The sequence below is a fragment of the Neobacillus sp. D3-1R genome (assembly GCF_052180215.1).
Classification (GTDB): Bacteria; Bacillota; Bacilli; order Bacillales; family Cytobacillaceae; genus Pseudoneobacillus.
In genome coordinates this window covers 3,443,426-3,464,448 of the sequence record NZ_CP197471.1, presented here as the reverse complement: position 1 = coordinate 3,464,448, position 21,023 = coordinate 3,443,426, and the positions used below count along the sequence as shown (strand labels likewise).

Annotated in this window: 22 protein-coding genes and 1 riboswitch; of the genes, 11 read left to right on the top strand and 11 right to left on the bottom strand. The window is 36.7% G+C overall.

Going from position 1 to position 21,023, the window contains the following annotated elements; translation table 11 throughout:
- The 3 genes from menB to menC all read left to right on the top strand — a co-directional run bounded on the left by menB (position 1) and on the right by menC (position 3,510).
- Entirely contained in the window at positions 1–822 is an 822-nt protein-coding gene (gene menB / locus ACSBPO_RS17765) for a 1,4-dihydroxy-2-naphthoyl-CoA synthase (RefSeq protein WP_442595653.1), read from the top strand.
- A gap of 86 nt (positions 823–908) precedes the next feature.
- Positions 909–2,405 (top strand): o-succinylbenzoate--CoA ligase, encoded by a 1,497-nt coding sequence (locus tag ACSBPO_RS17760; RefSeq protein ID WP_442595651.1) that lies wholly within the window; start codon positions 909–911, stop codon positions 2,403–2,405.
- Positions 2,395–3,510 carry an o-succinylbenzoate synthase gene (gene menC / locus ACSBPO_RS17755; protein ID WP_442595650.1) on the top strand — a complete coding sequence of 372 codons (1,116 nt, stop codon included), beginning with the start codon at positions 2,395–2,397 and terminating at the stop codon, positions 3,508–3,510. The genes ACSBPO_RS17760 and menC overlap by 11 nt, the downstream gene beginning before the upstream one ends.
- 34 nt (positions 3,511–3,544) lie before the next feature.
- On the opposite strand, the gene ACSBPO_RS17750 is transcribed toward menC, so the two are convergent.
- From ACSBPO_RS17750 to ACSBPO_RS17735, 4 genes are all read right to left on the bottom strand, one after another.
- Complete coding sequence (locus ACSBPO_RS17750) at positions 3,545–3,700, bottom strand: DUF1540 domain-containing protein (protein WP_442595648.1); 156 nt, start codon at positions 3,698–3,700, stop codon at positions 3,545–3,547.
- 117 nt (positions 3,701–3,817) lie between these two features.
- Positions 3,818–4,864 (bottom strand): cytochrome d ubiquinol oxidase subunit II, encoded by a 1,047-nt coding sequence (locus ACSBPO_RS17745; RefSeq protein WP_442595646.1) that lies wholly within the window; start codon positions 4,862–4,864, stop codon positions 3,818–3,820.
- A 12-nt stretch (positions 4,865–4,876) separates the two neighbouring features.
- Entirely contained in the window at positions 4,877–6,238 is a 1,362-nt protein-coding gene (locus tag ACSBPO_RS17740) for a cytochrome ubiquinol oxidase subunit I (protein ID WP_442600402.1), read from the bottom strand.
- Between the two features lie 110 nt (positions 6,239–6,348).
- On the bottom strand, positions 6,349–7,281 hold the full coding sequence (locus tag ACSBPO_RS17735; RefSeq protein WP_442595644.1) for a metal ABC transporter substrate-binding protein: 933 nt from the start codon (positions 7,279–7,281) through the stop codon (positions 6,349–6,351).
- Between the two features lie 258 nt (positions 7,282–7,539).
- On the opposite strand from ACSBPO_RS17735, the gene ACSBPO_RS17730 reads away from it, so the two are divergent.
- A complete protein-coding gene (locus ACSBPO_RS17730) occupies positions 7,540–8,112 on the top strand; it encodes a beta-class carbonic anhydrase (RefSeq protein WP_442595642.1) in 573 nt (190 codons plus the stop codon).
- On the opposite strand, the gene yidD is transcribed toward ACSBPO_RS17730, so the two are convergent.
- A complete protein-coding gene (gene yidD, locus ACSBPO_RS17725) occupies positions 8,109–8,354 on the bottom strand; it encodes a membrane protein insertion efficiency factor YidD (RefSeq protein ID WP_442595641.1) in 246 nt (81 codons plus the stop codon). The two genes, ACSBPO_RS17730 and yidD, sit on opposite strands and share 4 nt — an antisense overlap.
- Positions 8,355–8,525: 171 nt before the next feature.
- Here yidD and ACSBPO_RS17720 point away from each other — a divergent pair, with 171 nt between their 5' ends.
- Positions 8,526–8,999, top strand: a complete 474-nt coding sequence (locus tag ACSBPO_RS17720; protein ID WP_442595639.1) for an S-ribosylhomocysteine lyase — start codon at positions 8,526–8,528, stop codon at positions 8,997–8,999.
- Between the two features lie 35 nt (positions 9,000–9,034).
- Here the strand turns inward: ACSBPO_RS17720 and ytzI are convergent, their stop codons facing one another.
- On the bottom strand, positions 9,035–9,202 hold the full coding sequence (ytzI, locus tag ACSBPO_RS17715; protein ID WP_442595637.1) for a YtzI protein: 168 nt from the start codon (positions 9,200–9,202) through the stop codon (positions 9,035–9,037).
- A 133-nt stretch (positions 9,203–9,335) separates the two neighbouring features.
- Positions 9,336–9,593: a DUF6154 family protein gene (locus ACSBPO_RS17710; protein WP_442595635.1), complete on the bottom strand. Its 258-nt coding sequence runs from the start codon at positions 9,591–9,593 to the stop codon at positions 9,336–9,338.
- A gap of 253 nt (positions 9,594–9,846) precedes the next feature.
- On the opposite strand from ACSBPO_RS17710, the gene ACSBPO_RS17705 reads away from it, so the two are divergent.
- Positions 9,847–10,158, top strand: coding sequence for a hydrolase (locus ACSBPO_RS17705; RefSeq protein WP_442595633.1), 312 nt, complete (start codon positions 9,847–9,849; stop codon positions 10,156–10,158).
- A gap of 564 nt (positions 10,159–10,722) precedes the next feature.
- Positions 10,723–11,196, top strand: a complete 474-nt coding sequence (ytkD, locus tag ACSBPO_RS17700; protein WP_442595630.1) for an RNA deprotection pyrophosphohydrolase — start codon at positions 10,723–10,725, stop codon at positions 11,194–11,196.
- A 26-nt stretch (positions 11,197–11,222) separates the two neighbouring features.
- On the opposite strand, the gene ACSBPO_RS17695 is transcribed toward ytkD, so the two are convergent.
- From ACSBPO_RS17695 to ACSBPO_RS17685, 3 genes are read right to left on the bottom strand one after another with little or no spacing between them, the layout of a single operon-like run.
- Positions 11,223–12,029: an ABC transporter permease gene (locus ACSBPO_RS17695; protein WP_442595628.1), complete on the bottom strand. Its 807-nt coding sequence runs from the start codon at positions 12,027–12,029 to the stop codon at positions 11,223–11,225.
- The gene (locus ACSBPO_RS17690) at positions 12,022–12,786 is read right to left on the bottom strand and encodes an ABC transporter ATP-binding protein (RefSeq protein ID WP_442595626.1); all 765 of its coding nucleotides are present in this window, start codon (positions 12,784–12,786) and stop codon (positions 12,022–12,024) included. Before ACSBPO_RS17690 ends, ACSBPO_RS17695 begins: the two co-directional genes overlap by 8 nt.
- A gap of 27 nt (positions 12,787–12,813) precedes the next feature.
- Positions 12,814–13,758: an ABC transporter substrate-binding protein gene (locus tag ACSBPO_RS17685; protein WP_442600401.1), complete on the bottom strand. Its 945-nt coding sequence runs from the start codon at positions 13,756–13,758 to the stop codon at positions 12,814–12,816.
- A gap of 201 nt (positions 13,759–13,959) precedes the next feature.
- On the opposite strand from ACSBPO_RS17685, the gene ACSBPO_RS17680 reads away from it, so the two are divergent.
- Positions 13,960–14,748, top strand: coding sequence for an alpha/beta hydrolase family protein (locus ACSBPO_RS17680; RefSeq protein WP_442595624.1), 789 nt, complete (start codon positions 13,960–13,962; stop codon positions 14,746–14,748).
- 38 nt (positions 14,749–14,786) lie between these two features.
- Positions 14,787–15,029 (top strand): DUF2584 domain-containing protein, encoded by a 243-nt coding sequence (locus ACSBPO_RS17675; protein WP_442595622.1) that lies wholly within the window; start codon positions 14,787–14,789, stop codon positions 15,027–15,029.
- Positions 15,030–15,399: 370 nt separating this feature from the next.
- On the opposite strand, the gene pckA is transcribed toward ACSBPO_RS17675, so the two are convergent.
- A complete protein-coding gene (gene pckA / locus ACSBPO_RS17670) occupies positions 15,400–16,986 on the bottom strand; it encodes a phosphoenolpyruvate carboxykinase (ATP) (protein WP_442595620.1) in 1,587 nt (528 codons plus the stop codon).
- Positions 16,987–17,237: 251 nt separating this feature from the next.
- Positions 17,238–17,373: riboswitch (SAM riboswitch) on the top strand.
- A 210-nt stretch (positions 17,374–17,583) separates the two neighbouring features.
- Between pckA and metK the strand changes: the two genes are divergently transcribed.
- Positions 17,584–18,786, top strand: coding sequence for a methionine adenosyltransferase (metK, locus tag ACSBPO_RS17665; protein ID WP_442595619.1), 1,203 nt, complete (start codon positions 17,584–17,586; stop codon positions 18,784–18,786).
- A 336-nt stretch (positions 18,787–19,122) separates the two neighbouring features.
- Entirely contained in the window at positions 19,123–21,021 is a 1,899-nt protein-coding gene (asnB, locus tag ACSBPO_RS17660; protein WP_442595617.1) for an asparagine synthase (glutamine-hydrolyzing), read from the top strand.
- The last annotated feature ends 2 nt before the right edge of the window (positions 21,022–21,023 follow it).

The following is a 21,023-nucleotide window of genomic DNA, read 5'->3' as shown; positions in this document are numbered from 1 at the left end:
ATGGCAGTTGTAGAATGGATTGCTGAACATCAGTATGAAGATATCATTTATGAAACATATAATGGTATTGCAAAAATTACGATTAATAGACCACAGGTACATAATGCTTTCCGTCCAAAAACAGTAATGGAATTAATTGATGCGTTTGCTATTGCTCGTGACGACGAAAAAGTTGGAGTTATCATTCTAACAGGTGCAGGAGATAAAGCCTTCTGTTCTGGTGGAGACCAATCTGTAAGAGGACACGGTGGATATGTAGGAGAGGATAAAATTCCTCGCTTAAATGTTCTAGACCTTCAACGTTTAATTCGCGTTATTCCTAAACCAGTAATCGCGATGGTAAAAGGTTATGCAATTGGTGGAGGACATGTTCTTCATGTAGTGTGTGATTTAACGATTGCTGCTGACAATGCTCGATTTGGACAAACCGGTCCTAAAGTAGGAAGCTTTGATGCAGGTTATGGTTCTGGCTATTTAGCTAGAATTATTGGTCACAAAAAGGCACGTGAAATTTGGTACTTATGCCGCCAATATAATGCTCAAGAAGCTCTTGATATGGGATTAGTAAACACAGTTGTTCCTTTAGAGCAGGTAGAAGAAGAAACGATTAAATGGTGTGAAGAAATTCTTGAAAAGAGTCCAACAGCCCTTCGTTTCTTAAAAGCTGCTATGAATGCTGATACAGATGGTTTAGCGGGACTTCAACAATTTGCAGGAGATGCAACCCTTCTATACTACACAACTGATGAGGCTAAAGAAGGAAGAGACGCATTCAAAGAGAAGCGTAAGCCTAACTTTGGACAATTCCCACGTTTCCCTTGATTTCTAAGATATCAACTATTTTTTAACAGCTTGATGGATTCCCATCAGGCTGTTTTCGTATGAAAAAACTGAGAGGAGTAATCAACATGGCTAATGAGACCATTCCTAATTTACTTACAAAGCGAGCGTACCTTACTCCTAATCGTATAGCTTTTATCTTTAAAGAACAGGAAATCACTTTTTGGCAGCTCTATCAGGAATCTTTAGCAGTAGCTGAAAAAATGACAACATTGGGTGTTAAAAGAAATGATCATGTTAGCGTATTATTAAAAAATCATATTGATATGGTTTATATTCTCTTTGCTTTACAATTACTCGGATGTAAAGCCGTCCTGCTGAATAATCGCTTAACTCCAACGGAAATTAGCTGGCAGCTGAATGACTCAAACTCGATCCTTTTATTAACAGATGAAAGTTTTGAGCCTATTGTAACAGCGTTAGGTAAAGAAGAATGCTTTCAATCAATGTTCCTCAGTGAATTGTTTACGAAGGAAAGAACTCTTTTTCAAATGGCTGAAGAGACCAACTTGGCTGATATTTGTACCATTATGTACACCTCAGGAACAACAGGAAACCCTAAAGGAGTCCTTCAGTCATACGGAAACCATTGGTGGAGTGCAACAGGATCAGCTTTAAATTTAGGAATAAATGATGATGATTGTTGGATTTGTACAGTTCCTCTTTTTCATATTAGTGGTTATTCCATTTTAATGAGAGGTATTATCTATGGAATGAAGGTAATTCTTCATGAAGGATTTGATGAGGAAAAAGTTATTTCTGATATCATCGATCGTGGTGCCACCATTATTTCAGTTGTAACCACTATGGTATCAAGATTACTAAACCAGTTAAGTGACCGAACCTTACCTGAAACTTTTCGTTGTATGCTTGTAGGTGGAGGACCTGTTCCAAAATCTCTGTTAGAAACTTGTGTGGATAAAAATATACCGGTTTATCAAACGTATGGAATGACCGAAACAGCTTCACAAGTTGTTACCTTATCACCGGAAGATAGTTTAAGAAAGCTAGGTTCAGCAGGTAAGCCTTTATTTCCCGTACAACTTAAAGTAGTAAATACAGATGGAGTGGAAGCATTACCAAATGAAACAGGGGAAATTAGGGTGAAAGGTCCAAATATTACATCTGGTTATTTGAATAGACCTTCGGTAACAGCTGAAAAAATCCAAAATGGATGGCTTCAAACTGGAGATATTGGCTATCTTGATGAAGAAGGTTTTTTATATGTGTTGGACCGAAGATCAGATTTAATTATATCAGGTGGCGAGAATATCTATCCTGCCGAAATAGAAGGAGTTTTATTATCCCATTCAGGTGTTGAAGATGCTGGAGTTATTGGGAAAAGTGATTTGAAATGGGGACAAGTTCCGATAGCCATAGTTGTAAAAAAAGGGGATACCCGTTTATCACCCGAACAGTTAATAGAATTCTGTCAACAAAAGCTAGCTAAGTTTAAAGTTCCAAAAGTAATTGTTTTCGTGGAGGAACTTCCACGAAATGCTGCTCGAAAATTAATGAGACATAAACTTAAAGCATGGTGGGAGGAAAATAACGGTGAAGATTAAGGAAATTGTCCTTTATGTCATATCCATGCCATTAAAAGATCCCTTTTACACCCATCTTCAAACTGTCTCCAATCGTGAGGGCATCATTGTAGAGGTCATTGATGAAGAGGGTTATAAAGGGTATGGTGAAGCCGTTGCCTTTTCAACACCTTGGTACACAGAGGAAACCGTTCAGACTTGTCTGCATATGTTAACAGATATTCTTATTCCGATTATAAAAAAGACAAAAATATCTCATCCAGAAGAAGTATCTCATTTATTTGCACCCATCAGGCGTAATCAAATGGCCAAAGCTTCAATCGAAACAGCCATTTGGGATTTATATGGTAAGCAACAAGGGAAATCACTAGCTTCATTACTCGGTGACCATAATAGTACGATACCAGCAGGGGCAGTCGTAGCCAGTTCCTCTATTTCGGGAGCCATAAACCAAATCGAACATTTCATTGAGCTAGGATATGAACGAATTAAAATAAAAATCAATCCACCTACAGATATTGAATGGATCTCAGAAATACGAAAGCATTTTCCAGAGCTCCCATTAATGGCTGATGCAAATTCTGCTTATACTTTGCAAGATATGGATCGATTAAAAGCATTAGATGAGTTTCAATTATTGATGATTGAGCAGCCGTTTGCTCATGATGATTTTTTAGAGCATGCAAAGCTTCAAAGCGAATTAAAAACCCCACTTTGTTTAGATGAAAGTATCCATTCTATTAGCGATGTTAGAAAAGCGATTGAATTAAATAGCTGTGGAGTCATTAATATAAAAATAGGACGAGTTGGCGGTTTACAAAATGCAAAAGAAATTTATGAACTATGTTTAAAACATCATATTAAAGTTTGGGTAGGCGGGATGATTGAGTTTGGCGTGTCAAAGGCACATAATATCGCGTTAGCTTCACTTCCAGGATTTCAAATTCCAGGGGACATCGCTTCATCGTCCCGATATTGGGAAGAAGATATCATTACACCTGAAATCCAAATTGAAAATGGAAAGATTATTGTACCAAATGGTCCTGGGATTGGATATCAAATGAATGAAAAGCGATTGAATAAGGTTTTAATTGATAAAAGAAGCTTCCCAATGGGGAAAATATAAAAGGGACTGAAAATGAATCAGTCCCTTTATCTATTTATTCTGTAGGTTCAAATGTTTTACAATCAGTTTCATGTACAGTATCTGCTTGCTTCCCGTTATGACTTACCACATAAATTTGCTCAGCAGAGCATCTATTTCCTTTTGCCCAATAAGAACAATTGTTTACTTCGCATAGAACGTCTTGTGCCATCTACCTATCACTCCTTAAGAGTACTGTTTCTAGCCATTAACTAGTAGTTAATAAACTTGATACAAGAATAGCATCCGACATTTAGACAGCTTTCATTCATCTCTCCCATTAACAATATCAGGAGGGGTCTTGCGGTTTTTGCCGTAAATATTTCTTATCGTTCATAAATAAACTCCAGAAATAAATAAAACCGGGAAACAAAATAGCAAATCCGACAATATAGGTGATAAAAACAGCTCTAAAAGAATTAGGGTCCGTGAAAGCCGATTGTATCGTTATATCTGGGTAGATGATATAAGGCAAATGCGCTTTTCCATAAACATAACTTGCTACTAAATATTGTGCGGTAACGGCAATTACAGATAATCTCGGCATCCCTAATACCCCTTTTTTCCAAAAGGAAGGGAAAAATAGACCGACTCCTCCTAATACAAATAATCCAATCGAAATAAGCAAAAGTGGAAGGTCCTCCATCATTTGATTATAGAGCCAAGGAGCTTCCTTTTTTAAGGTGATCATAATGAGAAACGCCATTAATAACGTAACAGGGCCTAAAATCATGCCATCACGGCGATAGACAGCATAAGCATCCATTTCCTCAGATGTTTTGGAATAATCCGCTAATAACAGCGAGGATAAAAACAATGTACTACTGATAGCAAAGCCAATAAAGGCATATTCATTGGGGCTCGTAAAAAGTCTTAATAAATTTAAATTAGCCGTTCCATTCGTATAGTCAACAAATTGCCCGTGTGTAATAGGCAAAACACTTATTAAAAGACCAGGAATGATGATACCCGTAATTCCTGAAATATAGGTTAGCGGCTTTTTATATTCAGTAGCAATATTTGAAAAAACTAAAAAGGCACTTCTTAAGGCTAATAATAGCAAAATCATACTTCCTGGGATCAGAAGAATGGTCCCAAGAGTGTAAGCTGCATTAGGAAAAAGACTGTAAATCGCGACTACTAAGGCAACAATGAAGGTATTCGTTACTTCCCAAGTGGGTGATAGGTATCTATTGGCAATATTAGTTGCCTTCGTTTTTTCTCTATTTATATAGATCATGGACCAAAAACCTGCTCCGAAATCCATTGTTGCCATTACAGCATAAATAAAAACAAATCCCCATAAAACCGTTACAGCAAGAAGAGCATCAGTCATTTGTGGTTCCCCCTAAGAATTAGAGCTAAAAAGTGGTACTGACTTTTTTTCAGCCCGATGGAGATCGTCGAGTTCCGTATTTTTTCTAAAATAATATAAAAGCACAAATACGACAGCTATGGCTAAGATAATATAGACAATTATAAATAAGATAAATAATATCCCTAGATTTGTGGCAGTTGTAGCGGATTCAGCCGTTGATAATATGCGGTAAATGACCCAAGGCTGTCTTCCAGTACAAGCAAAAATCCAACCAAATTCAATCGCAGCAACGGCCAAAGGACCTGACACCACCATTACCCAGAGGAATACTCGCGGATAATGTTCCTTTTTCAAAAACCTCTTCCAAACAATCCCAACTAATGAAATTAGAATTAATAAGGAACCTATGCCTACCATTGCATTAAAGAGAGTGTGTATAAATAAAGGCGGCCAAAGCTCTTCCGGAAAATCATTTAAGCCGACCACAACCGTATCAAAGCTGTTACCGGAAAGAAAGCTTAATGCCCAAGGAACTTCAATCGCCCATTTCACTTCTTGTGATTCCCGGTCAGTATAACCTCCAATGGCTAATGGTGCATGGGATTGTGTCTCAAATAATCCTTCCGCAGCAGCTAGTTTCTCCGGTTGGTATTCATGTAGATACTGTGCAGACTCATGACCATTTAACGCTGTAAGTAAAGCAAAAACACCACCTACTACAAGGCTAATCATGAGAGCTTTTTGATGAAAAAGATATACTCTCGAACCAATCTCATTTTTCATCATTTTAAAGGCAGCGACAGAGCCGACAACAAAAGCACCGACTACATAAGCGGATAAAGCAACATGTCCAGCTGTAACGAGAAAGCTTGGATTAAAAAATGCTTTCCATGGATCAATATCGACAAATTTTCCGTCTACATAATTGAAACCTGCAGGTGTTCCCTGAAAGGCATGGACATTGGTGATTAAAACAGCAGATGCTAAGGCACCGAGAGCGACAAGGATTAAACTTAGAACCCTCATCCAAGGTGCAATTCGTTCTGCAGCATACACATAAATAGACATGAAAAGAGCCTCTATAAAAAAAGCATAAATTTCAATCTGAAAAGGTAAAGGCATGACTCTACCAATAACCTCCATAAATCCCGGCCATAGTAAAGACAATTGAACTCCAGCGATTGTCCCGGTTGGTATGCCCACTCCTAGTAATACAGCAAAAGCTTTTGTCCAACGCTTTGCCATAACGACATAATCCTGATCCTTTGTCTTTTGATACATAAGTTCTGCAACGATCATCATAAACGGGAGACCAACGCCAATCGTAGCAAATATAATATGGAAAGCCATAGTTGTCCCGAATAAGGAACGGGCAATGAATAAATCATCCATCATTTTTTCGTCCTTTCAGCATTTCATTATATTTCCATATTGTCTACAAAATGGTCTGGATTATGTATAAAAAAGAACACCTCCCCTAAAATAGAGAAGGTGTTCACAAATTATTCATTTAATGCTTTTGAAAGTACCTGCAAATTTTGATTCATTAAAGTAAAATACGTTTCCTTATTTTGAAGATTTTCTTCTGTAAGCGTCGCAAGGTTATGGAGTGTTAAAGGTTTTGCACCAATTTCGTTTTGTAATATTTTTCCTAACTTTGAACTTACATTTTGTTCAAAGAAAATGTAGTGGAGGTTTTTCTCATCAGCTATTTTCACAATCTCCTCTAAATCCTTTTGAGAAGGCTCTGATGCTGTAGATAAACCTGTAATACTAATCTGATGTAAGCCATAACGCTTTTCCCAATATCCAAAAGCCGAATGGGAAACAATGATATCTTTTTGTTTTGAATTAGAAATGGTTGTTTGAAAAGATGAATCTAATTGAGCTAGTTCTTTTGAGAGTTTTTGATAATTCGTTTCAAATGTTTCTTTTTTGTCTGGAAGTTTTTCTACTAGCGCATCTTTAATGGCTAAGGCAAGTTCATTCGCATAAACAGGATCTAGCCAGACATGAGGGTCTATATCACCATGCTCATGTTCTTCTTCATCATGACTGGCGGTTAAATCTGCAGGATTTAATTTTTCACCCGCAGCGACTAATGTAACATCTTCATTTTTTAAAGTTGTTTTAGCTTTCTCTACAAATCCTTCAAGTCCAAGACCGATATATATAAATAAATCCGAATCAGCTAATGTCATCATATCTCTCTGGGAAGGTTCAAAGGTATGCTCATCAGCACCAGCTGGGTAGATCGTATCAACGGTAACCAGGTCACCAGCAATTCTTTCCGTAAAATATTTAAGTGGATATACCGTTGTATAAACGGTTAATTTCCCAGAATCCTTATTGATGTCTTTCTCACTTGGTGCACAACCAGTTACGAAAGAACTAACGAGGAGTAGAAAAAACGAAAATATAAGTGCTTTTCTCATGTGTATTCCCCCTATATGAAACTTAAATCGTATTTATTCCGATTTAGAGCACAAAAAAATAGTAGTTATTATTATTTGTACTTTTATCAATTTTTAAATAAAATAGTATTAATAATTTTTAAATAAAATAGTGTTAATACGGAATCATTCCGATTTCCCTATAGTATCATACATAAATTTTTTCGATATGGCAAGGGAATATTTTGTAGAGGGAAAAGAGAACTTTTGAAAGAACTTTTTAGAAAGTTAGGTGATTATATGGAAAAAACAAGATTATTAGACAATATGTTAGCATACAATGAAAAATTTGTTGAAGAGAAACGCTATGAGGAATATGAAACTACCAAGTTTCCTAATAAGAAAATGGTAATTTTAACATGTATGGATACTCGTTTGCTGGAGCTCCTGCCGAAAGCGATCAATGCATCCAATGGAGATATTAAACTAGTTAAAAATGCGGGTGCTTTAATCATGCATCCTTTTGGAAGTATTATGCGAAGCATCCTAGTTGCTGTTTATGAATTACAGGCTGAAGAAGTCATGATCATTGGCCACTACGATTGCGGAATGAGTGGAATGAAGGCAGACCCACTTTTAGAAAAGATGAAATCAAAAGGTATTGCACAAGAAACATTTGAAACTCTTTCTTATTCAGGCATTAATGTTTTCGAATGGTTAGAAGGATTTACTTCTGTGAAAGATAGTGTGGCTCACAGTGTGGATATTGTAAAAAAACATCCATTAATGCCAAAGGATATTCCTGTTCACGGCTTAGTAATAGACCCTAAAACCGGAAAACTCGATTTAGTCATTAATGGATATAACGATTAATTTTTATTGTTTTTTTGATGCCGCCACTCATCAGGGACTGGATCAATTCCACCAGGATGAAGGGGATGGCATTTTAATATTCGTTTAATTGTCAACCAACCACCCTTAAAAGGACCAAAACGAGTGACCGCTTCTAATCCGTAATGAGAGCATGTAGGATAAAATCGACATGATGGCGGTTTTAACGGTGATATAACAACTTGGTAAAATCGTATCAAACCTATAAATACTTTTTTTATCATATTATCAGCTTCTTTTAGCAGTTTTTTTGGGATAATGTTCATTCCTTTATATGATTGAACATTATCATAATTTTTATAAATGTTCCAAAAAAATAAATTCAGTGTAAACTGATGAATTAACTCGGGATTTAATGTATAATAGAAAAATCAAGGGATAGAGGAGTGAACAACATGCCTTCAGTAGAAAGCTTTGAATTAGATCATAATGCCGTTAAAGCTCCGTACGTAAGACACTGCGGTGTTCATAAAGTAGGCAGCGATGGCGTTGTAAATAAATTTGATATTCGTTTTTGCCAACCAAATAAACAGGCAATGAAGCCTGATGTGATTCATACATTAGAACACTTATTAGCGTTTACCCTTAGAAAACATTGTGAAAAATATGATCATTTCGATATTATTGATATTTCTCCTATGGGATGTCAAACGGGCTATTATTTAGTTGTTAGTGGAGAGCCTTCTGTCGAGGAAATTATTGACCTACTTCATGATACGATGACTGATGCACTTGAAACAGTGGAGATACCAGCTGCTAATGAAACTCAATGTGGTCAAGCTAAATTACATGATCTTGAAGGGGCAAAACGTTTGATGCGTTTTTGGTTAGAGCAAAGTAAAGAAGATTTAAAACAAGTATTTGCCTAAATAGCAATAGCAAAAGGACTCATAGAATGTTATTTTTATGAGTCCTTTTGCTTGTTCAAATTTACTTCATCATTTGTATCAGGTTCCAATGGATTCGGGTCAATCGTATGTTTAAAGTCATATGCTTTTGAAGTGGTACCGACAGCTAATACAAGAACAACCAAAACAATAATAACGGCAACAATAATAAATATCGTCAACAATTTTTTCTCCCCCTAACCATTTATATAGTAGCATATTTTGGTATAAAATGAGCGAGGAAATCATAAAAAATAGGCTTTCCTTTATCGGATTAGCCTATTATAGATATGTATGATAAGGATTACATGAAAAAATCTAATGAATATTCCTTTGCGGGTAGATTGGAGCTCTCCGTTGACCATATTCTTCTTGAGCAAATTTACCTTTTAAACTTTCAATTAAATATACGCCCATAAGATTATATACTTCCTGTTTATCCATTTCTTGAATGATATGTAATAAATCTTCATATTCCATTTCCTCTAAAAAGGCAAACGCTAACATATCAATATCTTCTTCGTCACCAGTTAATTTGTCACGATATAGTTCATACAGTTCATCTACTAATTTCATTTGTTTCCACTCCCCTCTAAAAAATATAATCTTATTTATTCAATACCCTATAAAAAGGAAATTATTCCTTTTAGGGAAGTTTAATTTCAGAATAACGATATAATTTAAAACTTGCATAAATTATATACCATTGTGGGAAACGAATAATAGTATTAAATCAAAAATAAAAGAGGAAAAATCTCGACTTCTATTGTCGAAAAAAATCGTATTTTAGAGAATGGAAATGTATTAAACGAAAAGGAAGATGTGAAAAATGGATAACAAAAAGACTTATTATATTGAAGTTGCGACGGGAGAAATATCTCAAAGTGCAACTAGCTCCACCTGGAATTATAAAATTGAAGCAACGGATGAAGAAATCATAAAATTACGAGAATATTTCGACCAAAATTATTCAACAGAATGGCAGAACTTTTTCCGGGCCCATGTTCCTTTTGTTCAATACCATTATGATCGTGAAAATGATGCATATGACAAAACAATGAAAGAAGTTTATGGAATGCTTTATGAGCTTGGAGACGAAGAGGCGAAAAAACATATAGAGAGTATAGGAATTTTAGAATAGAACCTATGGATATTTATTTTCCATAGGTTTTGTTTTTTTTGTGTATAATTTAGAAAAGAATGATTCTGTAGACATTGTTGCTATTAGATTAGTGTTGACTTTCACTCCAGGTTGCTCGCTTTCCGCGGGGCGGGCGGTGAGCCTCCTCGGCGCTACTGCGCCTGTGGGGTACAAATGATCCCTCATCATGTGGATCATTTTACTTGGTCTCACCTGTCCCGCTGCTCCCGCAGGAGTCTCGCACCTTCCGTTCCAGTCAACTGTTTGATAAAAAATTAAATTTAAAAACAATATTCTTTTAGAAAGGCTTCTTTCGTAAAGTTTGTTGCTTTTTAGTTAATTTAGTTTTGACAGTCTGAGTTGATTGTAGCGGAGGGCACTTGACTCCTACGGGAAAAAGAGGGAAGTGGGAGACCCCACAGGCGCTTGCGCCGAGGAGGCTCCCATCCCTCCCCGTGGAAAGCAAGTGACTGGAGCGGAAATCAACGGACCAGTTATACGCTAAACAATAATTGATGTGAAAAAACTTTTAGAAAGATAAAGTTAAATCAAGGGGTTAGAAGGATGAAGGAATTTCTCGATTTTTTTGGTCATAATGTTCAATTTTTTGACGTTAATGAACCATTTTCTAGTGAAATAAAACATGTTTTAATCATATGTAAATTTAAAGATAACTGGCTATTAACCAATCATAAAAGCAGAGGTTTTGAGTTTCCTGGAGGAAAAGTGGAGCAAGGTGAGTCTTTAGAGGAAGCGGCCAAGCGAGAAGTCTGGGAAGAAACGGGTGCCATTTTAAAACAGTTAAGAGAATTAGGCACGTATAAAGTTTTTGATTCAAAGGGGCCATTCAGTAAAAAAGTTTATTTAGGTATGGTGGACCATTTAGAAATAACAAATCAGTACATGGAGACCAATGGACCTGTCCTGGTGGATAAAGAGCAGTTACGGCAAATAAGATTTCAAGATGACTTTAGTTTTATCATGAAGGATTCGGTAGTAGAAATTTGCTTAGAAAAAATAGATAAGGGTGCATTCTAAGAATGCACCCCAGATTACATTTTCAGTTAGTTATTTTTGATTAATTTCTTTTCAATAAAATCAACAAGCTGGTACATCAGGGTTGCGAAAAAGGCAATGACTAATAATGAGAGAAGCACTAATGTAAAGTTAAAAACTTGAAAACCATAGATAATCATGTACCCTAATCCTTTGGACGCGACGAGAAATTCACCGACAATGACACCCACCCATGACAATCCAACATTTACTTTTAAGGTAGAAATGATGGTTGGAAAACTTGCAGGCAAAATTGCTTCTTTAAAGCATTGGCTTCGCGTTGCTCCAAAGGTTTGCAAAACTTTTAGATAGTTTGGATCGACTTCTCGGAACGAAGTGTAAATGACGATTGTTGTGATGATGATGGAGATGATAGCTCCCATGGCAATCACGGATGTTAAGCCAGGACTTAAGGCAACGATTAAAATAGGACCTAATGCGACTTTAGGCATGGAATTCAGTATGACTAGGTATGGATCTAATACCTTTGATAGAAATGGTGACCACCAAAGGATAGTAGCTAGTAAGGTGCCTAAAAAAGTTCCTAGAATAAATCCAAATACGGTTTCCATTAGAGTGATTCCTGTGTTGGTGAGTAAAGTGCCATCTTGAATTTTGGTTATCAGTAATCCAAACACTTTTGAAGGAGAACTAAAAATTAATGGGTCAATCCATGTCCTTTGACTGGCTATTTCCCATACTGCAAAAAACAAAATAAAGATGAGGATTTGGTAGAAACGCACCCATTTTTTTTCGCGTTGTAAGGATTTTATATATTGCTGATGAAGGAGAGTAGTTTGATTATTTTCATTCAAGAGACTCCAACTCCTTCCATATCTTTTGAAATATAGTCGTATATAGCTCATGACTTCGAGCCTCAAAAGGGGTTAATTGACGTAACTCGTCCGGGATCGTAAACATTTTATGCACTCTGCCGGGGTTTGCCGCAAATAGATAGACTTTATCACTCATGGCAATGGATTCACCAATATCGTGTGTGACCAGAATCGCTGTTTTTCCGAATGCTTTCAGTGTATTTGATACCAAATCTTCTAGTTTAAGCTTTGTTTGATAATCTAATGCTGAAAATGGTTCATCAAGCATTAATATTTTGGGTTCAGTTGCTAGAGTACGAACTAATGCTACCCTTTGTCTCATACCGCCTGAAAGCTGCTTTGGATACTGCTTTTCTACTCCTTTTAACCCCATTTTACCGAGCAAATCCAATGCATATTGTTTGGTTTCATTGGTTAATTGATTAGATAGCTTTAGTCCTAACAAAATATTATCTTCAATCGTTTTCCACGGAAAAAGATAATCTTGTTGCAGCATGTATCCAATATGGTCATTCGATGTATCTATCGGTTTGGATTCGAGATAGACTTTTCCCTGTGTCGGGGATAGAAGACCAGCAATTATGGATAATAAGGTTGTTTTACCACAGCCGCTAGGGCCGAGGAAGGAGATGAATTCTCCCTCCTCAATTTGTATAGAAACATCGGAGAGGGCCGTTGTAGCCGATGTTTTAGTAAAATAAGTGTGATGTACATGATTAATCTCTAAAAAGCTCATTTGGCGGCCTCCCTGTCTTTTTAAATACTATTTCATAACACTGTTTGCAATTTTGGTATTAACAAGAGTCTTATAATCGATATGTTTTGGAAGTTCTCCGGCTTCGTCCATAATATCCTGTAGGTTATTCCATTCTTCTTCATCTAAAATTGGATCAGTAGCATAAGACCCTTGGCCTTTATAACGTTCAACAACCGTTGCAATCAATTCTTCATCCGTATCTGGAAATTGAGGTTTGATTACTTTTGCCACTTCTTGTGGAGAATGTGATTCTACCCATTGCTGCGCTTTATAAATAGCTCTAGTAAACTTCTCAACCATCTCGGCATTTTCTTTCATAGTGCTTTCTTTAGTCATAAATGTGGTATAAGGAACATGACCGGAATCTTTACCAAATGAAGCCACAATGTGTCCTTTTCCTTCACTTTCGAAAAGACTGGCAGTTGGTTCGAATAATTGGACATAGTCGCCTGTTCCAGATGCAAAGGCTGGAGCAATATTGGCATAATCAACATTTTGAATCAGTTCTAAATCATTGTGTGGGTCAATACCATGATTTTTCAAAACAAATTCACCAACCATTTGCGGCATACCGCCTTTTCGCTGCCCAAGGAAGGTGCTTCCTTTTAATTGGTCCCAAGAAAAGTTATCTATTTTCTCTCTTGAAACAAGGAAGGTACCATCCGTTTGGGTCAGTTGGGCAAAGTTAATGACTTTATCCTTGGCATCCTGGGCATATACATAAATGGAGGTTTCTGAACCCACAAGGGCAACATCCACACCACCAGAAAGAAGGGCAGTCATCGTTTTATCGCCACCTGGTACAGTGGTCACTTCTACATCAAGACCTTCATCTTTAAAAAATCCTTTTTCCAGGGCAACATATTGGGGAGCATAAAAAATAGAATGGGTTACTTCGGCTACTTTTACTTTTTGAACTTTGTCTTTTCCGCAAGCGGTTAAGGAAAACATGACAATGAAAATAATGAGCGATGTAAAGCCTATTTTGAACCAACTTTTTTTCATACCAAATTCCTCCTAACGTTTAAAAAAATGTTACGGTTAAATCAGCTATTCTTGAACAAATGGGCGATTTACCTATCTACGTTTATCCTATGAACAATTAAAAAATGTGTGAATGCCTAGATGATATTTTGGAAGGAAGTTATTTTTATGTATCGAAAAATGGAGGGAATAATAGAACAGCAAAGGTTTCCATCTCCAAATCCAAATATTGAACTTTCCATAGTTACTTTTCTATCTGACGGTTTAAAAGTGAAGGGACTTTTAGCAGAGCCAAAAACAGATGAAGTATTAGATGGTTTTCTTTATTTACGTGGTGGAATAAAAAATGTGGGCAAAGTACGTCCTGCTCGAATTGCGCAGTTCGCCTCTGAAGGATTTATTGTCTTTGCTCCCTTTTATCGTGGAAATCAAGGAGGGGAAGGGCATGAGGATTTCGCTGGTGATGACCGAGAGGATGCATTTTCAGCTTTTACCCTTTTAGCTTCACATCCAAAGGTAAAGAACGTGCATATTTTTGGATTTTCTCGTGGAGGCGTGATGGCATTGTTGACTGCTATTCAATTTCCAGAAGCTGCTTCTGTTGTTAGTTGGGGCGGTGTAACGGATATGTTCCTAACCTACGAGGAACGACTTGATCTTAGAAGAATGATGAAAAGAGTGATTGGTGGCACTCCAAATAAATATCCAGAACGATATGAATGGAGAACCCCTTTATTTCAAATAGAAAAGTTACAGCCACCTGTGCTGATTATTCATGGGGTTAAAGATCACAATGTATCTGTAGAACATTCCTATCAATTAGAGAAGGCTCTACAGGACCATAATAAGCCTGTGGAGAGCTGGTACTTCGAAGAGTTTACCCATTACTTCCCACCAGCTATAAACCGAAAAGTTGTCGCCGGCTTAGCACAATGGATGAAAAAACATAGTCAGTAATGATAAAATAAAAGAAGAATAGGTAAGGAGAGATGGAAATGGGTATGCCTTTAGAGTTAAATACACTTGTGGTAACAAAAGGACGAGAAAACAGAATAGCTGAAAATTTATTTGAATTAGTAAAAGAGGACTACCGTCTTTACCCAATTGATATTCCGTTAGACATTCGTAAAACTTTAGAAAGTGATTCGAGCGGAATATGTGTGATAAGAAGAGTAGAATGGGAAAATAAACAAACCAAAATTACATACGAACTAGTTTCGTTAAATTCAACGAATTAAATCGGGTTCCATTGGAGCCCGGTTTTTCTTTATAGAAGTCATAAAAGTGATGAAGGACAAAACACAAGAGGGAAAGCGCAAAAATGTCCATCATAAAAGTGATGAAGGACAAAACACAAGAAGGAAAGCGTGAAAGTGTCCATCATAAAGGTGATGAAGGACAAAACACAAGAGGGAAAGCGTGGAAGTGTCCATCATAAGGGGGATGAAGGACAAAACCAAAGAAGGAAAGTGCGGAAATGTCCGTCATAAAGGTGATGAAGGACAAAACACAAGAAGGAAAGCGCGGAAATGTCCATCATAAGTTTTTAATTTTTTAATATTTAAATCAAATAAAAAAGACCGGGCCACAAAGCCCGATCTCATCAATTTATGCAATTGGTCCGCCATTTTCTTCTATTTCGGCTGGAACATTTGAGAACTTCTTAAAGTTTTCACGGAATTTTGCCGCAAGTTCTTTTGCTTTCATTTCATAAGCTGCCTGGTCTGCCCAAGTTTTATTAGGCTGAAGAACCTCATCCGGAACACCAGGAATGTGTAAAGGAATATTCAATCCAAAGATGGAGTCTTGAACCGTTTCCACATTGGTTAATTCGCCTTCTAATGCAGCTTGAATCATAGCACGTGTATAAGCTAATTTCATACGATTTCCAACACCGTATTCTCCTCCAGTCCAGCCTGTGTTGACTAAGAAGACTTGAGAATTATGTTCGGTAATCTTTTTACCAAGCATTTCTGCATAAGTTGTAGCAGGTAATGGTAAGAATGGTGAACCGAAACATGTTGAGAAAGTAGCTTCTGGAGAAGTAACTCCACGCTCTGTTCCTGCTAATTTGGATGTATAACCACTTAAGAAATGATACATTGCTTGTTCTTTTGTTAATTTTGAAATTGGAGGCAATACTCCAAATGCATCTGCAGTTAAAAATACAATCGTGTTTGGATGTCCCGCAACGCTCGGATCGACAATATTATCAATAGCTTGTAACGGATATGCAGCACGTGTATTTTCTGTTAAGGAGTTATCATCATAATCTGCTAAACGTGTTTCATTATTTAATACCACATTTTCAAGTACAGTGCCGAATCGGATAGCATCAAAAATTTGTGGTTCCTTTTCGCGAGAAAGGTTAATACATTTAGCGTAACAGCCACCTTCAATATTAAAGACACCATTTGCTGACCATCCGTGTTCATCATCACCGATTAAACGGCGGTTTGGATCTGCAGATAATGTAGTTTTACCAGTACCGGATAATCCAAAGAATAGAGCTACATCACCTTCACGTCCTACATTGGCTGAGCAATGCATTGGGAAAATATCTTGTTCAGGCAACAAGTAATTCATAACAGAGAAAATGGATTTTTTCATTTCACCTGCATATTCTGTACCACCGATGAGGACAATTCGCTTCTCAAAGGATATAATAATAAATGTCTCTGAAATTGTGCCATCCACTGCAGGGTCGGCTTTAAAGTTCGGAGCAGATATAACAGTGAATTCTGAAGAATGTTCTAATAGTTCTTCCTCATTCGGTCGAATAAATAATTGATGAGCAAAGAGATTATGCCAAGCGTACTCATTAATAACTTGGATTGGTAGACGATATTTTTTATCTGCACCAGCAAAACCTTTAAAGACATAGACTTCATCTTTATCCTGCAAATAATGGATTACTTTTGTATATAGTCTAGAAAATGCATCTTCAGATATTGGTTGATTGACAGAACCCCAACTGATTTTTTCTTTAACTGAGGCTTCATCAACTATATATTTATCTTTAGGAGAGCGACCTGTATACTTCCCTGTAGTGGCTCTAACCGCTCCTGTTGAAGTTAATAAACCTTCGTTTCGAGTAAGAACTTTTTCTACTAGTTGTGGAACAGATAACTGGACTTGGATATTTTCGCTCTGTAATAATTGGTTTAATTCATTGCGAACGCCAACTGAATTCATTTTATGAATACCTTCCTTTTCCCTTTTTCCTTGGAATTAATTCTGAATAATCATCATTTTTTAAATCATGATATCTTGTTAAATAGTATAACACATTTAACTAATTAGTCTATACTATTCGGATAAATTAGGTAAAAAATTTTACATTTTCCTATCATTTTTCCATATCATTCATTTATATGAAAAATAATCAAAAAAAGCATTGACATCATTCGACATGGTGAGTTATGATTTTACCTTGAACGGATACTCTCTTATCCCGAGCTGGTGGAGGGACAGGCCCTATGAAACCCAGCAACCTACCCAATTTAATAAAGGATCTTACTGATCTTTATTTTTGGAAAAGGTGCTAAACCTGCGCAAGGTATCGACCTTGAACGATAAGAGTGAAAGGCGCGACAGCGAACTAATAACCTTTCCTCAAAAACATGGGAAGGTTTTTTTATTTGTTTTATGAAGTGACCTTTTAGAAATAGCAAAAGAGTTTAATTGTGAGTATACATTTTAATCTGTACATCATAAAAACTCAATGTTTTATTCATACTATAAGGGAATGAGTACCGTATCATAATGAGGTTTAATATAGGAGGAATTCGGATGTCAACAAAACGTCGTTTGTTCACTTCTGAATCAGTAACTGAAGGTCATCCTGATAAAATCTGTGACCAAATTTCTGATTCCATTTTAGACGCTATTCTAGCAAAAGATGCAAATGCTCGTGTAGCAGCAGAAACTTCTGTTACAACTGGTTTAGTTTTAGTAGCAGGTGAAATTACAACTTCTACATATGTAGATATTCCAAAGATCGTTCGCCAAACCATAAAAGACATAGGTTACAACCGTGCGAAATATGGCTTTGACTCTGAGACTTGTGCTGTTTTAACTTCTATCGATGAGCAATCAGCTGATATCGCAATGGGTGTTGACCAAGCTCTTGAAGCTCGTGAAGGACAAATGTCTGAAGAAGAACTTGATGCCATCGGTGCAGGGGACCAAGGTTTAATGTTTGGTTTTGCATGTAATGAAACAAAAGAGCTTATGCCTCTTCCAATTTCATTAGCTCACAAACTTGCTCGTCGTTTAACTTACGTTCGTAAAGAAGAGATTCTTCCATACTTACGTCCAGATGGTAAAACTCAAGTAACAGTTGAATATGATGAAAACGATAAGCCGGTTCGTATCGATACAATCGTTATTTCAACTCAGCACCATCCAGAAATTAGTCTTGAGCAAATTCAACGCAATTTAAAAGAACATGTTATCAATCCGGTTGTTCCTCAAGAATTAATCGACGAAAATACAAAATATTTCATCAACCCAACTGGACGCTTTGTTATCGGTGGACCTCAAGGTGATGCTGGTTTAACAGGACGTAAAATCATTGTAGATACTTATGGCGGTTATGCTCGTCACGGCGGTGGCGCATTCTCTGGTAAGGATCCTACAAAGGTTGACCGTTCTGCTGCGTACGCTGCACGTTATGTTGCAAAAAACCTAGTTGCTGCTGGTTTAGCTGAAAAAGTGGAAGTTCAATTAGCATACGCAATTGGTGTAGCACATCCAGTTTCCATTTCTGTTGATACATTTGGTACAGGTACTGTTGGAGAAGATGTATTAGTTGAACTTGTTCGTGAAAACTTTGACCTGCGCCCAGCAGGCATTATTAAAATGCTAGACCTTCGTCGTCCTATCTATAAGCAAACAGCTGCTTACGGACACTTTGGACGTACAGATGTTGATTTACCATGGGAAAGAACAGATAAAGCTGAAGCTTTAAAAACACAAGCAGCTAATCGTTAATTTCTATTCTAGAAAATGAAAGCATTCTTCATAGAAGAAAACATTGTATTATTCTTCTTTAAAACCAGGGAGTTACATTTTATGTAACTCCCGTTTTTATTTTTCGTCTTATAAAGTGTGAAGGAATAAAACCTCTAATTAAGGGAATAAAACGAATAGCTGGAAATTAAAGTATCCCTTTTTCTTCCTGTTTCGTAAAATTAGGACTATTGAACCGCTAAGTTTTCCGCTTTTTCAGTGCCATTTTTTAAAAAACAGTGGTAGTATTAGAGAGGATATTTTTTAAGACTATCTTGGTAAATTTTCAAAGAGAGAAACGGAGTAGGTGACTACATAATGTGTGGATTTATTGGTTGTGTCCATGATCAAGCACAACAATTTCGTGATGAAGATAAACAACTGTTTAAAAATATGAATAATGTCATTACCCATCGTGGTCCAGATGATGATGGCTATTATTTAGATGAATATATTCAATTTGGTTTTCGCCGTTTAAGTATCATTGATATTGAAAGCGGTCATCAGCCGTTAACGTATGAAAATGAACGCTATTGGATTCTTTTTAATGGTGAGATTTATAATTACGTGGAATTAAGAGAAGAACTGGTTAAGGAAGGCTTAACCTTTGCTACTCATTCTGACACAGAGGTAATCATTGCTCTTTACAGCCGTTTAAAAGAGAAAGCGGTTGAAAAGCTAAGAGGTATGTTTGCAATCCTTATCTGGGATAAGGAAGAACAAACACTCTTTGGAGCACGTGACTCCTTTGGAATTAAACCTTTATTTTTCTATCAGGATGCAGAGCGTACTTTGTTTGGTTCAGAAAAGAAAAGTATTTTATTAGCTTTAGAAAACACAGAACTCAATAGAGATGCTTTACAGTATTATTTGACCTATCAATTTGTTCCAGAACCTTATAGCATGACTGCTGGAATACAAAAATTAGAGCCAGGGCATTATTTTACGAAAAAAATCGGTTCGAAAATGGAAGTAAAGCGCTATTGGAGAGCTTCCTTCCACCCTGTACAAAAATCAGAATCTGACTTTGTGAAGGAAATAAAAGATGTTCTTTTTGATAGTGTCAAGATGCATATGCGCAGTGATGTGCCAGTAGGATCGTTTTTATCTGGTGGAATTGATTCATCGATCATTGCATCGATAGCAAAGGAATTCCATCCAGCTATAAAAACCTTTTCAGTTGGTTTTGATCATAATGGGTTTAGTGAAATTGATGTGGCCAAGGAAACAGCTGAAAAGTTAGGTGTAGAAAATATTAGTTATATCATATCACCGCAGGAATATATGAATGAAATTCCTAAAATTATGTGGCATATGGATGATCCACTTGCAGATCCAGCTTGTGTACCACTTTATTTTGTAGCACGTGAAGCTAGAAAGCATGTAACCGTCGTTCTTTCTGGGGAAGGTGCGGATGAATTATTTGGTGGATATAATATTTACCGTGAGCCGCAATCACTAGAAGTATTCAATAAAATTCCTCGTGTTGGTAAAGCTGTTCTTAAAGGAATCGCAAATGTTTTACCGGAAGGAACGAAAGGTAAAAGCTTTATTGAACGTGGTGTAACACCAATGGAAGAGCGCTATATTGGAAATGCCAAAATGTTTACAGAAGAGGAAAAACGCCATCTTTTGAAGGGCTATCAAGAAGGGTTAAACTATACAGATATTACAAAGCCTCTATATGCTGAAAGCAAAGGCTATGATCCAGTTGACCGCATGCAGTTTATTGATATTCACACTTGGATGCGTGGAGACATTCTCTTAAAAGCAGATAAAATGACGATGGCTCATTCCTTAGAGCTTCGTGTTCCTTTCTTAGATAAGGTTGTTTTTGATGTTGCTTCTAAAATTCCAACCAGTTTAAAAACAGCAAATGGAACAACTAAATATATCTTAAGAAAAGCGGCTGAAGGCATTGTTCCTGATCATGTTCTAAATCGTAAAAAACTTGGATTCCCTGTACCCATTCGCCATTGGTTAAAGGATGAAATGAATGATTGGGCAAAAAAAATAATCCGTGAAAGTAATACGGATCATTTAATCAATAAGGCCTATCTATTAAAGCTGCTAGAAGATCATTGCCAAAACAAAGCGGACAATAGCCGCAAAATTTGGACTGTGCTCATGTTTATGGTTTGGCATCAGGTGTATGTGGAAAAAGTTTATGATTTTGAAACGGCTTTGGTTGGAGATACTGTTCTACAACCCATGTAAGA

What these genes read in the sequence shown, in the direction of transcription:
- menB (WP_442595653.1), top strand. Translation starts at nt 1, where the DNA reads ATGGCAGTTGTAGAATGGATTGCTGAACATCAGTATGAAGATATCATT.
- ACSBPO_RS17760 (WP_442595651.1), top strand. Translation starts at nt 909, where the DNA reads ATGGCTAATGAGACCATTCCTAATTTACTTACAAAGCGAGCGTACCTT.
- ACSBPO_RS17750 (WP_442595648.1), bottom strand. Translation starts at nt 3,700, where the DNA reads ATGGCACAAGACGTTCTATGCGAAGTAAACAATTGTTCTTATTGGGCA.
- ACSBPO_RS17745 (WP_442595646.1), bottom strand. Translation starts at nt 4,864, where the DNA reads ATGACTGATGCTCTTCTTGCTGTAACGGTTTTATGGGGATTTGTTTTT.
- ACSBPO_RS17740 (WP_442600402.1), bottom strand. Translation starts at nt 6,238, where the DNA reads ATGGATGATTTATTCATTGCCCGTTCCTTATTCGGGACAACTATGGCT.
- ACSBPO_RS17735 (WP_442595644.1), bottom strand. Translation starts at nt 7,281, where the DNA reads ATGAGAAAAGCACTTATATTTTCGTTTTTTCTACTCCTCGTTAGTTCT.
- ACSBPO_RS17730 (WP_442595642.1), top strand. Translation starts at nt 7,540, where the DNA reads ATGGAAAAAACAAGATTATTAGACAATATGTTAGCATACAATGAAAAA.
- yidD (WP_442595641.1), bottom strand. Translation starts at nt 8,354, where the DNA reads ATGATAAAAAAAGTATTTATAGGTTTGATACGATTTTACCAAGTTGTT.
- ACSBPO_RS17720 (WP_442595639.1), top strand. Translation starts at nt 8,526, where the DNA reads ATGCCTTCAGTAGAAAGCTTTGAATTAGATCATAATGCCGTTAAAGCT.
- ACSBPO_RS17710 (WP_442595635.1), bottom strand. Translation starts at nt 9,593, where the DNA reads ATGAAATTAGTAGATGAACTGTATGAACTATATCGTGACAAATTAACT.
- ACSBPO_RS17705 (WP_442595633.1), top strand. Translation starts at nt 9,847, where the DNA reads ATGGATAACAAAAAGACTTATTATATTGAAGTTGCGACGGGAGAAATA.
- ytkD (WP_442595630.1), top strand. Translation starts at nt 10,723, where the DNA reads ATGAAGGAATTTCTCGATTTTTTTGGTCATAATGTTCAATTTTTTGAC.
- ACSBPO_RS17690 (WP_442595626.1), bottom strand. Translation starts at nt 12,786, where the DNA reads ATGAGCTTTTTAGAGATTAATCATGTACATCACACTTATTTTACTAAA.
- ACSBPO_RS17685 (WP_442600401.1), bottom strand. Translation starts at nt 13,758, where the DNA reads ATGTTTTCCTTAACCGCTTGCGGAAAAGACAAAGTTCAAAAAGTAAAA.
- ACSBPO_RS17680 (WP_442595624.1), top strand. Translation starts at nt 13,960, where the DNA reads ATGTATCGAAAAATGGAGGGAATAATAGAACAGCAAAGGTTTCCATCT.
- ACSBPO_RS17675 (WP_442595622.1), top strand. Translation starts at nt 14,787, where the DNA reads ATGGGTATGCCTTTAGAGTTAAATACACTTGTGGTAACAAAAGGACGA.
- pckA (WP_442595620.1), bottom strand. Translation starts at nt 16,986, where the DNA reads ATGAATTCAGTTGGCGTTCGCAATGAATTAAACCAATTATTACAGAGC.
- metK (WP_442595619.1), top strand. Translation starts at nt 17,584, where the DNA reads ATGTCAACAAAACGTCGTTTGTTCACTTCTGAATCAGTAACTGAAGGT.
- asnB (WP_442595617.1), top strand. Translation starts at nt 19,123, where the DNA reads ATGTGTGGATTTATTGGTTGTGTCCATGATCAAGCACAACAATTTCGT.